This window comes from Halalkalibacter lacteus (genome assembly GCF_036663595.1).
Taxonomy (GTDB): Bacteria; Bacillota; Bacilli; order Bacillales; family Bacillaceae_D; genus Halalkalibacter; species Halalkalibacter lacteus.
In genome coordinates this window covers 1-245 of sequence record NZ_JAWRVL010000386.1, presented here as the reverse complement: position 1 = coordinate 245, position 245 = coordinate 1, and the positions used below count along the sequence as shown (strand labels likewise).

Here is a 245-nt window from a genome sequence, read left to right as displayed (position 1 = left end):
AGAAGCCGTTCCATTGGAGTGATCGTTTGCGAAATTGCAAACAGTTTCTTTTCCCAGGTAATCAACGGTATCGAATCCATCGCATACGATAACGGATATAATGTGATCATCGCCCAGAGCAGGGAATCTTTTGACCGGGAAATGATCAACCTGCAATACCTGGCTTCACGTTCAATAGACGGGCTGATAATATCCGTATCCACTGAAACAAAGGATTTTAGTTTTTTGAAAGAATTGCACGAACG

General features: G+C 42.4%; 1 pseudogene. It reads left to right on the top strand.

Going from position 1 to position 245, the window contains the following annotated elements:
• A pseudogene (locus SAZ04_RS22760) lies at nucleotides 1-245 on the top strand (hypothetical protein); the annotation flags it as partial.